The sequence below is a fragment of the Micrococcus sp. 116 genome, assembly GCF_902506395.1.
In the GTDB taxonomy this organism is placed as follows: Bacteria; Actinomycetota; Actinomycetes; order Actinomycetales; family Micrococcaceae; genus Micrococcus; species Micrococcus luteus.
This window is the reverse complement of sequence record NZ_LR732370.1, coordinates 1,890,690-1,902,037: the sequence shown is the minus strand read 5'-3', so window position 1 is coordinate 1,902,037 and position 11,348 is coordinate 1,890,690. Positions and strand designations below refer to the sequence as shown.

Here is an 11,348-nt window from a genome sequence, read left to right as displayed (position 1 = left end):
CCCCAACCCCAGGAGACCCCGTGACCCAGGACGCCTTCCTCTACGACGCACTGCGCACCCCGCGGGGAGTCGGCAAGCCCTCCGGCTCCCTCCACGAGGTCAAGCCGATCGACCTCGTCGTCGGCCTGACCCACGCGCTGCGCGACCGCCATGAGGGGCTCGACCCCGCCGACATCGAGGACATGATCCTCGGCTGCGTCAGCCCGGTGGGCGACCAGGGCGCGGTCCTGCCCCGCGTGGCCGCCCTCAAGGCGGGCCTGCCACAGACCGTGGCCGGCGTGCAGCTGAACCGGTTCTGCGCCTCCGGACTCGAGGCCGTGAACCAGGCCGCCGCCCGCATCCGCTCCGGCTGGGAGTCCCTGCTCGTGGCCGGCGGCGTGGAGTCCATGTCCCGCGTGCCCATGGGCTCCGACGGCGGTGCGTGGGCCATGGACCCGGCCACCTCCCTGGCCACCGACTTCATCCCGCAGGGCGTCTCCGCAGATCTGATCGCCACCCGTGAGGGCTTCAGCCGCGAAGAGCTGGACCGCTTCGCCGCGCAGAGCCACCGTCGTGCTGCGGCGGCGTGGCAGGAGGGCCGGTTCGCCCGCTCCGTGGTCCCGGTGAGGGACATGAACGGGATGACCGTGCTGGACCGGGACGAGACCATCCGCCCCGACTCGACCGTGGAGACCCTGGCCACGCTCAAGCCCTCCTTCGAGGCGCTGGGTCGGGAGGCGGGCTTCGACGCCGTGGCGCTGGAGAAGTACAGCTCGCTGGCGGAGATCGAGCACCCGCACCACCCCGGCAACTCCTCGGGCATCGTCGACGGCGCCGCGCTGACGCTGATCGGCTCCGAGGAGGCCGGCCGGCGGGCCGGGATGAGCCCGCGGGCCCGGATCGTCTCCGCCGCCGTCGTCGGCTCCGAGCCCACCATCATGCTCACCGGCCCCACCCCGGCGTGCCGCAAGGCCCTCGAGGTGGCCGGCATGACCGCCGCGGACATCGACCTCGTGGAGATCAACGAGGCGTTCGCGGCCGTGCCGCTGCTGCTGATGAAGGAGATGGGCTGGACCGAGGAGCAGACCAACGTCAACGGCGGCGCGATCGCCATGGGCCACCCCCTGGGGGCCACCGGCGCCATGATCCTCGGCACCCTCGTGGACGAACTCGAGCGGCGCGACCTGCGGACCGGCATCGCCACGCTCTGCATCGGCGCCGGCATGGGCGTCGCCACGATCGTCGAGCGCGTCTGAGCGCCCCACCCACCCGACCGACCAGCACGGCAGGAAGAGCACCGGCATGAGTGAGCACATGATCACCTGGGACCAGGACGCCGACGGCGTCGTCACGCTGACCATGGACGACCCGCAGGCGCGGGTCAACACGATGAACGAGCGGTACCAGGACGCGATGGACGCCGTCGTGGACCGCCTGGAGGCGGAGCGGGACACGGTGACCGGCGTCGTCCTGACCAGCGCGAAGAAGACCTTCTTCGCCGGCGGCGACCTGGGCTCCCTGGCCCAGGCCGGTCCCGAGGACGTGGAGTCCGTGTTCGCGCTGACGCAGCGGGTCAAGGGCCAGCTGCGCCGCCTCGAGACCCTCGGCCGCCCCGTGGTCGCCGCGATCAACGGCACGGCGCTCGGCGGCGGCCTGGAGATCGCCCTGGCCTGCCACCGGCGCATCGCCGTGGACGACCCGGGGCTGAAGGTCGGCCTCCCGGAGGTCACCCTGGGCCTGCTGCCCGGAGGCGGCGGCATCACCCGCCTGGTGCGCATGGTGGGCGTGGAGCGCGCCCTGATGGAGTGGCTGCTGCAGGGCACCGCCCGCGACGCCCGGGCCGCGATGGAGAAGGGGATCATCGACGAGGTCGTGACCGACCCCGCGGACCTGGTGCCCGCCGCCAAGCGCTGGATCCTGGAGCACCGCGACGACGCCGACGCCGCCGCGAAGCCCTGGGACGTCAAGGGCTTCAGGATCCCCGGCGGCACCCCCGCCCAGGCCTCCTTCGCCTCCCGCCTGCCCGCGTTCGCCGCCACCCTGCGCCGGCAGCTCCACGGCGCGGACCTGCCCGCCCCGAAGGCGATCCTCAGCGCCGCGGTGGAGGGCTCGCAGGTGGACTTCGACACCGCCTCGCGCATCGAGACCCGGTACTTCGTGTCCCTCGTGACGGGCCACACCTCCTCCGCCATGATCCAGGCGTTCCACTCGGACATGCAGGCGCTGCGCTCCGGCGCGGCCCTGGGCGGTCCCTCCCGCGAGCGCAGCACGATCACCACGGCGGCGGTGCTGGGCGCCGGGATGATGGGCGTGGGCATCGCCCACGCGCTCGCGCTCAACGGCGTGGACGTGATGCTCAAGGACGTCAGCCTGGAGGCCGCCGAGCGCGGCCGTGAGCGGGTGGGCGCCCTCCTCGAGGGGCGCGTGGCGAAGGGGCGCATGAGCCGCGAGGACGCCGACGCCGTCCTGGCCCGCGTGCAGCCCACCGAGGACTATCAGGACCTCGCGCACGTGGACGCGGTGATCGAGGCCGTGTTCGAGGACGTCGAGCTCAAGGACTCGGTGTTCGCCGAGGTGGAGAAGGTGGTCGGCCCGGACACCCTGCTGTGCAGCAACACCTCCACGCTGCCGATCACCCTGCTGCAGGGCCCGCGGGAGCGCTCCCAGGACTTCATCGGCCTGCACTTCTTCTCCCCGGTGGACCGGATGAAGCTCGTGGAGATCATCCGTGGTGAGCAGACCTCCCCGCGCACGGTGGAGCGCGCCTACGACCTGGTGCAGCAGATCCGCAAGCTGCCCATCCTGGTCAACGACGGGCGCGGCTTCTACACCTCCCGCGTCTACGGCACGCTCGTGCTCGAGGCCGCGGCCCTCGTGGAGGAGGGCGTGGACGCGCAGCGGATCGAGCGGGCGGCCCGCCACGCCGGCTTCCCGGCCTCCCCGCTGGCCATGATGGACGAGGTCTCCCTGACCCTGATCCAGCACATCCGCCGCGAGGAGGAGAAGGCCGTCGCCGAGGCCGGCGGTGAGCGTCCGGTGCGTCCGGGCGAGCGCGTGGTGGAGCGCATGGTGGACGAGTTCGGCCGCCCGGGCCGCGCTCAGGGCGCCGGCTTCTACGAGTACCCGGAACAGGGCCCCAAGCACCTGTGGCCAGGCCTGGCCGAGCACTTCGCCACCGGGGCGGACGTGCCCGAGCAGGACCTGCAGGACCGCCTGCTGTACCGCATGGCCATCGAGACGGCCCGCTGCTTCGACGACGGCGTCCTCACCGACGCCCCCTCGGCGAACCTCGGCGGCGTGTTCGGCATCGGCTTCCCGCCGCACACCGGTGGGCCAGTGACGTTCATGACGCACCGCGAGGGCGGACCGGCCGCGTTCGTGGCCCGCGCCGACGAGCTGGCCGACCGCTACGGCGAGCGGTTCCGTCCCGGCGGCACCCTCCGGCAGCTGGCCGAGCGAGGCGAGGGGCCGGGCCGATGAGCGCCGCACCGCTGGCCGGGGTGCGCGTGGTGACCATCGCGCTGAACCTGCCCGGGCCCGTCGCCGCGGCCCGCCTGCAGGAGCTGGGCGCCGACATCGTCACGGTGCTCCCGCCCAGCGGGGACCCCGTGGCCACCCTGGTGCCGGCCCTCTACGAGGAGCTGCACCGCGGGCAGTCGGTGCGCACCGTGGACATGAAGTCCCAGGCCGGGGCTGCCGAGATGGAGCAGATCCTGGCCGAGGCGGACGTGTTCCTCACCTCCCACCGCTCCGGGGCGCTGCGCCGGCTGGGCCTGGACGCCGACGCCGTCCGCGCCCGCCACCGGCGGATCTGCCAGGTGGACATCACCGGATACGACGGGGACCGCACGGACGTGCCAGGCCATGACATCAACTACCAGGCCGCGGCGGGCCTGCTGGCGCCGGGGGCTCCACCGCGGATCCTCGCGGCGGATCTGCACGGTGCCGAGCGGGCCGTCTCCGCCGCGCTGGCCCTGCTGTGGGCCCGCGGCGCGGACGGGGACGGCGGGCATGCCACGGTGGCGCTCGCCGATGCGGCGCACGCCCTGGCCCTGCCCAACCGGCACCGCATGACGGGCCCGCGCAGCCCCCTGGGCGGGGCCCTGCCCCACTACGGGGTGTATCCGGCGGCCGAGGGCCATGTGGCCGTCGGCGCGCTCGAGCCGCACTTCGCGGCCGCGCTTGTCGAGGGCCTCGGGCTGGACGCGGACGGGGACGTCCGCGCGCAGCTCACCGAGGCCCTCTCCCGGCACGACGCCGCCCACTGGCAGGCATGGGGGGAGGAGCGGGGCATCCCGCTCACCGCCCTGGCCAGCCCCACCGCCTGACCCCCACGACTCAGCACCCCCCTCGAACGACCTCCAGGAGCCCCTCATGACCACCACGGATTCCCGCACCCGCTCGCTGATCGACGTCGACGTCCTCGAGTACCACCGCCTCCTGACGCCCGAGCAGCAGGAGGAGCTCACGGAGATCCGCGCCGCCCTGGCCGAGATCGTCACCCCGCACGTGGCGGAGGCCTGGAGCCGGGACGAGTTCCCGCACGAGATCGCCCGCCGCGTCGGGGAGCTGGGCTACAACCACATCAGCGGCATGACCGAGGACCCGTTGTTCCGCGGGCACCTGATGGCCGAGCTGGCCCGCGCGGACATCTCCCTCAGCGTGTACTTCGCCCTGCACAACGACCTCGTCGGGGCCACCCTGGAGGCCCTGGGCTCGGAGGAGCAGAAGCAGACGTGGCTGCCGGGCCTGTACGCGATGGAGTACACCGGCTGCTTCGCGCTGACCGAGCCGGAGCACGGCTCCGACGTCGCCGGCGGCATGGCCACCACGGCCCGCCGAGAGGGGGACGAGTGGGTGATCAACGGGGCCAAGCGGTGGATCGGCAACGGCACCATGTCCCGCATCGCGATCGTGTGGGCCCGGGACGAGGAGGACGACCAGGTCAAGGGCTTCATCGTGGAGACCGACACCCCCGGCTACGAGGCCACCAAGATCGAGCACAAGACCGCGGTGAAGATCGTCCAGAACGCGGACATCACCTTCACGGACGTGCGCATCCCGGCGGAGAACAAGCTGGAGAAGGCCAACACCTTCGCGGACACCAACGTGATCCTGCTGGGCTCCCGCAACGGCCTGGGCTGGCAGGCCGTGGGCGCGCAGCAGGGCATCCTCGACGCCGCCCGCCGCTACGCGCTGGAGCGCACTCAGTTCGGCCGGCCGATCGCCGGGCATCAGCTGGTGCAGTCCCTGCTCGTGCAGATCGCGGCCAACCTGGCGGCCACCCTGGGCATGGCGCACCGGGCGGTGCAGCTGGAGGCCACCGGCGAGGTGTCCATGACGCAGGCCTCCCTGGTGAAGCTGAAGACCTCCCAGATGTGCCGCGAGTCGGCCGCGCTGGGCCGCCAGATGATGGGCGGCAACGGCATCCTCGCCGACGTCGGGCTCGGCCGGTTCTTCTGCGACGTCGAGGCGATCTTCACGTACGAGGGCACCTACGAGGTGAACTCGCTGATCGTGGGCCGCGGCCTCACCGGTCACTCCGCCTTCCTCTGAACCCCCTCCGACGACCGCCCCACCAGATCAGGAGCCACCGTGACCACCTCCGAGACCCCCGACACCTCCGCGACCACCCACGGCCGGCCCACCGAGCGCCGGGGTCATGTGGCCGAGCTGCTCTCGGCCACCGTGGCCCGGCAGCCGGATGCCGTGGCCCTGCGGATCGGCGAGGCCCGCATGACCTACCGCGAACTGGACCAGGTCACGGCCGCGACGGCCGGCTGGCTGCGCCACCGCGGGGTGGGCCCGGGGGACCGGGTGGCCGTGCTGCTGCCCAACGTCCCGGCCTTCGTGGCGGTCTACGAGGCGCTCATGCGCCTGGGTGCGGTGATGGTGCCGCTCAACCCGCTGTTCACGGCCCGTGAGCTGGAGTACTTCCTCGAGGACTCCGGGGCGCGCGTGCTCTGGGCCATGCCCGGGCTGCCGGCCGTGGACGAGGTGGCCGGGAACGTCGACGTCGAGGTGGTCACCCTGGACCTCGAAGCGGTCGGGCGGGAGCGCGCCGCCGAGGGCATCGCCCCGGTCACGGAGATCACCCCGCGCGACCCCGACGACGACGCCGTCCTGCTCTACACCTCGGGCACCACGGGGCGGCCCAAGGGTGCCCGGCTGACGCACACGAACCTGCGTTCCAACGCCATGGCGACGGCGACCGGCCTGGGCCGGCTCGGCCCGGACGACGTCGTGTTCGCGGCGCTGCCGATGTTCCACGTGTTCGGGCTCTCGGTGGTGCTCAACGGGGCGGTGTTCGCCGGGTCCACCCTGTCCCTGATGCCGCGGTTCGTGCCGGAGGCCGCCTACGACCAGCTGCAGGACCACGGCATCACGTTCCTGCCCGGCGTGCCCACCATGCACGGGGCGTTCCTCTCCGTGGCCCGGACCCGTCGTGAGGCCGGGGCCGAGCCGGCGGACTTCTCGAGGCTGCGCATGCCCCTCTCCGGCGGTGCGAGCCTGCCGGTGGAGACGCTGCGCGCGGCGGAGAAGCTGTTCGGCGTGCCCGTGTTGGAGGGCTACGGACTGTCCGAGAACGCGGGCGCGTGCTTCTTCAACCCCGTGGATGCGCCGACCCGGCCGGGCACCGTGGGCCGGCCGGTGGACGGCTTCGAGTTCCGGATCGTGGCGATGGACGGCACCGAGGTGCCCGAGGAGGATCTCGAGACCTCCGGTGAGCTGCGCATCCGGGGTGAGGGCATCATGGCCGGCTACTGGGGCCGCCCGGAGGACACGGAGGCGGCGTTCGACGAGGACGGCTGGTTCCGCACCGGGGACATCGCCCGCCGGGACGAGGCCGGGTACGTGATGATCGTGGACCGGCTCAAGGACGTGATCATCCGCGGCGGCATGAACGTGTACCCCCGCGAGGTGGAGGAGGTCCTCTACGAGCACCCGGACGTGGTCGAGGCCGCCGTGGTGGGTGTGCCGGACGAGCGGCTGGGCGAGGAGATCGCCGCCTTCGTCTCGCTGGCCCCGGGCAGCGCCGTCACGGGGGAGGAGCTCCAGGCGTTCGCGGCCGAACGTCTGGCCCGCTACAAGCAGCCGCGGGAGGTGACCGTCCTGGACGGGCTGCCGAAGAACGCCACGGGCAAGATCCTGCGTCGCGAGCTGCGTCAGGGGTGAGGGGCGTGCCGGGCGGTCTGGGCGCAGGTCGTCTGGTCTGAGCGAGAGGAACGACAGACAGGTGGCCTCTCGCTACGCTCCCGCGGTGCACGAGCAGGCGATGCGCCGCCTGGCCGAGGTGACCGGACTGGTGCCGGTCGAGTACCCCACCACCCGGCAGCTCGGGGCGAGTCCCGAGGACCGGGCGCGGGACCTGAACGCGGCGTTCGCGGACCCGCAGATCCGGGCGGTGATCGCCACGGTGGGCGGGGAGGACCAGATCACCGTGATCGGACACCTGGACGCGGACGCAGTGCGCGCGGACCCCAAGCCGTTCCTCGGCTACAGCGACAACACCAACCTGCACCAGTGGCTGTGGGCGAACGGCGTGGCGAGCTTCTACGGCGGGTCCACCCAGGTGCACCTGGGGCCGGGGCCGGCTGTGGACGAGGTGCACGCCGCGTCCCTGCGGGCCGCCCTCCTGACAGGAGGGCGGCTGGAGATCACGGAGCCGGGGGAGTCGGAGGACCACGGCGTCGACTGGCTGGACCCGCGGGCGCTCACCGAGTTCGGGACCCGCGAGCCGGTGCCGGGCCCGCACGACGACGGCGCGCGCGGCGTCGGCGAGGGCGCCTCACCGTGGCGCTGGGCCGGGCCGCGGCGCGCGGTGACCGGCCGGACGTGGGGCGGCTGCCTCGAGGTGCTGCCGTGGGTGATGGCGGCCGGCCGCGGGCCTGCGGACATGGCGGCGCTCGAGGGTGGTGTGCTGCTCATCGAGACGAGCGAGGAGCTGCCGAACGCCGGCGAGGTTCGGCGGCTGCTGCGGATCCTAGGGGAGGGCGGCGTGCTCGGCGCCGTGGACGCCGTGCTGGCGGCCCGCCCGCCGACGAGTTCCTTCGAGGCGCCGCGGGGTGCGGAGGAGCGGGCACGGCTGCGCGCGGAGCAGGGTGATGTGGTGGTGGAGGAGGTCGGGCGCTACAACCCGGACGCGGTGGTGTGCGTGGGCGTGCCGTTCGGCCACACGCGGCCGCAGTGGGTGCTGCCGCACGGCGGCGTGATGACGGTGGACGGTGAGGCGAGGCGGGTGTGGGCGGAGTACGGGTGAGAACAGGCGCCGCGACCCAACACCCAGAAAGATGCACATCACAGCCAGGCCCGCGAGCCCGGCGCGCCACGCCCCGTGCCCACCATGGGCATGGACCTCAGCTCTGCGCTGGACGGCGTTTCCGTCCTGACCATCACCCTGAACCTGCCCGGCCCAGCGCCGTCGTCGGGCTGCCGACCCGGCACGGCCTGCTCGAGCCCGACACCATCCTCGGCAGCGTGGCCCGGTGCGGCCAAGCCCGATGCGGGGCCGTGCTTGGTACGGTGCGGCATAGACGGCGTCCGTGTCTGAGGCGCTCGCGAGCAAGGACTCCCATGAGTGAACCGATAGGGCTGCGTGAAGCTGCCATTGAGTGGCTGAAGATGCGTTCGCTCGATGGCCAGGTACCGCTCACCCGGGAGGACATCGGTGACTTCCGGTGGAACGGGGAGCCGTTCCCGCTGATCTCTACGCAGAACGGAATCCGCAAGCCGGCGGGGTTTGATGCCGCGCTTTCCTTTTACACGGTGTATCGCCCAAAGGGTCATGCCCGTCCCTACGAGGATGAAATCGGCGACGACGGCCTCATGCGCTACAAGTGGCAGGGCACGAATCCCCGTCTCCCAGCGAACCAGGGGCTCTTCCGGGCATACGAGCGCGGCCTCCCGCTGATCTGGTTCGTCGGCGTGGGCATGAGTCCAGCACGGTTTCAAGTGGTGGCCCCGGTCTACGTTGTAGGACGCGAGGATGAACGACACCAAATCGTCTTTGCGCCGATGGAGCCGGAGGACTATTCGCCGGAACTCATGCATGAGTCTGTTCTGGAGGCGTCTCTCAAGCGGTATCTGAGGCGGGAGGTCAAGATCCGCGTTCACCAGCCGCATTTCCGTTCCACCGTGCTGGCCGCCTACGACAACCACTGCGCGGTCTGCAATTTTGCGCATCCGGAATTGCTGGATGCCGCTCACATTGTTCCGGATCGTGAGGTGCATGGTCTGCCGACCGTGGTCAATGGCCTGGCCATGTGCAGGATCCACCACGGTGCTTTCGATAATCACTTCTTGGGCATCACACCTGACTTCACCGTGGAGATCCGACAAGATCTCTTGGACGAGGTAGATGGGCCGATGCTGCGGCACGGACTTCAGGACCTCCACGGGCGACAACTCATGAAGCTGCCCACGCGGCGGGCGGACCGCCCGTCCCGTGAGAATCTGGCGTGGGCATACGAGCGCTTCCGGGAGGCCACTGTCGCCGATGTCGCCTGATGCGGCTCGGCCGTGAGGATGATCCGCGGGCTGTGACGTGCCGGGGACGGGGAGCAACCATGGCGGCGACGAAGATGCGCCGGGGAGAGCCCGTTTCGGTGACGGCACCCGGGGGCTCGAGCTTGTCCCCTCTCTCGTCGGTGGCCCCAAGGTCTCGCCAAGCCCCCCACCCATGCGGGTGAACTAGGTGTTCCATTCTCGAATGCCCCGCTGAGAGAGGAGCACCTCATGACCCCCACGACCTCCACCCCCGCCACGTTCCACGGCAACCGTGTGGACCAGCAGTTCATCGCCGGCCAGTGGCGTGACGGCGCCACCGGTGACCGCGCGTCGGACATCAACCCCTACACCGACGACGTCGTCGCCGAGTTCAACCTCGCCACCGCGGAGGACCTCGATGAGGCCTACCGCGCCGCCGCCGCGGCCCAGGAGGAGTGGGCCGCCACGCCCCCGAAGGACCGGGCCGCTGTCCTGCGCCGTGCGGCCGAGATCCTCGAAGAGCGCCGCGACGAGGTCATCGACTGGCTCGTGAAGGAGGCCGGCTCCACCCGCATCAAGGCGGACTCCGAGGTCAGCCTCGCGATCGCCATCACCCAGGAGGCAGCGAGCTTCCCTACCCGCGTGCACGGGAAGATCTTCGATTCCAACACGCCGAACCGCGAGACGCGCGTATACCGCAAGCCGGTCGGCGTCGTCGGGGTCATCTCACCGTGGAACTTCCCGCTGCACCTGTCCCAGCGCTCCGTGGCTCCCGCGCTCGCGCTGGGCAACGCGGTGGTCCTTAAGCCTGCGTCGGACACCGCGGTCACGGGCGGCACCCTGATCGCCCGCGTCTTCGAGGAGGCCGGACTGCCCGCCGGCGTGCTGTCCGTCGTGGTGGGCTCCGGCTCCGAGATCGGTGACGCCTTCGTCACCCACCCCGTGCCGCGCCTGATCTCCTTCACCGGCTCCACCGCCGTGGGCAAACAGGTGGCCGCGAACGCCGTCACCGGGGACACCCTGAAGAAGGTGGCGCTCGAGCTCGGCGGGAACGCGCCGCTCGTGGTGCTCGACGACGCCGACCTCGACGCCGCCGTCGACCAGGCCGTGCAGGGCGGCTACCTCCACTCCGGGCAGATCTGCATGTCGGTGCAGCGCGTGATCGTGGACGAGTCCGTCTACGACGAGTTCCTCCCCAAGTACGAGGGCGCGGTGAAGGCGCTCAAGGTCGGCGACCCTGCTGAGGAGGGCGTCCTGGTGGGGCCGATCATCAACGACTCCCAGGTCGAGAGCCTCAGGAAGAAGATCGCGTCGGCGGAGGCGGACGGTGCCCGGGCACTCGTGGGCGGCGAGATCCAGGGCCGTGTGGTGCCGCCTTTCGTCTGGGTGGACGCCACGGCCGACATGGACATCGCGCGTGAGGAGATCTTCGGCCCCATGACGGTGGTGCTCAAGGCCCGTGACGAGGCCCATGCGCTCGAGCTGGCCAACGACCACGAGTACGGCCTCTCCTCGGCCGTCTTCACGCAGGATCTGGACCGCGGGCTGCGTTTCGCGGACGGACTGGCGGCGGGCATGAGCTTCATCAACGAGATGACCGTGCAGGACGAGGCCCACGTGGCCTTCGGCGGCGCACGGAACTCGGGGCTCGGGCGCTTCAACGGCGAGTGGGCCATCGAGGAGTTCACGACCGACCACACGATCGGCGTGACGCGCCTGGGCTGACCCAGATCGGCTCCGCGAAGACCCCCTGCTGAGTGACGAGCCCTGCGATATGGCCCCTAAAACCCGCGGGTAGGGGCCATATCGCAGGGCTCGTCACAGGGGGGTGGGTGGAGCGGGCTGGACAGTCTCCTGCACAGGTGCGTGCGGCCGGGCCGTGG

At 71.6% G+C, this 11,348-nt stretch carries 8 protein-coding genes; all 8 read left to right on the top strand.

Translation table 11 applies throughout. The annotated features are described in order from the left end of the window. Window positions 1-20 precede the first annotated feature (20 nt). The 8 genes from CITRIK5_RS08785 (at window position 21) to CITRIK5_RS08750 (ending at window position 11,190) form a co-directional block, all read left to right on the top strand. Window positions 21-1,235 (top strand): acetyl-CoA C-acetyltransferase, encoded by a 1,215-nt coding sequence (locus CITRIK5_RS08785; protein ID WP_100057820.1) that lies wholly within the window; start codon window positions 21-23, stop codon window positions 1,233-1,235. 46 nt (window positions 1,236-1,281) lie between these two features. Beyond that, complete coding sequence (locus CITRIK5_RS08780; protein ID WP_100057819.1) at window positions 1,282-3,459, top strand: 3-hydroxyacyl-CoA dehydrogenase NAD-binding domain-containing protein; 2,178 nt, start codon at window positions 1,282-1,284, stop codon at window positions 3,457-3,459. Next, window positions 3,456-4,307 (top strand): CoA transferase, encoded by an 852-nt coding sequence (locus tag CITRIK5_RS08775; RefSeq protein ID WP_044658735.1) that lies wholly within the window; start codon window positions 3,456-3,458, stop codon window positions 4,305-4,307. Before CITRIK5_RS08780 ends, CITRIK5_RS08775 begins: the two co-directional genes overlap by 4 nt. A 46-nt stretch (window positions 4,308-4,353) precedes the next feature. Beyond that, on the top strand, window positions 4,354-5,535 hold the full coding sequence (locus tag CITRIK5_RS08770) for an acyl-CoA dehydrogenase family protein (RefSeq protein WP_087113629.1): 1,182 nt from the start codon (window positions 4,354-4,356) through the stop codon (window positions 5,533-5,535). A 39-nt stretch (window positions 5,536-5,574) separates the two neighbouring features. Next, window positions 5,575-7,155, top strand: coding sequence for a long-chain fatty acid--CoA ligase (locus tag CITRIK5_RS08765; RefSeq protein WP_233569938.1), 1,581 nt, complete (start codon window positions 5,575-5,577; stop codon window positions 7,153-7,155). Between the two features lie 85 nt (window positions 7,156-7,240). Continuing rightward, window positions 7,241-8,239, top strand: coding sequence for an LD-carboxypeptidase (locus CITRIK5_RS08760; RefSeq protein WP_362323809.1), 999 nt, complete (start codon window positions 7,241-7,243; stop codon window positions 8,237-8,239). A gap of 314 nt (window positions 8,240-8,553) precedes the next feature. Continuing rightward, complete coding sequence (locus CITRIK5_RS08755; RefSeq protein WP_100057624.1) at window positions 8,554-9,486, top strand: HNH endonuclease; 933 nt, start codon at window positions 8,554-8,556, stop codon at window positions 9,484-9,486. A gap of 228 nt (window positions 9,487-9,714) precedes the next feature. Next, window positions 9,715-11,190 carry an aldehyde dehydrogenase family protein gene (locus tag CITRIK5_RS08750; RefSeq protein ID WP_100057625.1) on the top strand — a complete coding sequence of 492 codons (1,476 nt, stop codon included), beginning with the start codon at window positions 9,715-9,717 and terminating at the stop codon, window positions 11,188-11,190. The last annotated feature ends 158 nt before the right edge of the window (window positions 11,191-11,348 follow it).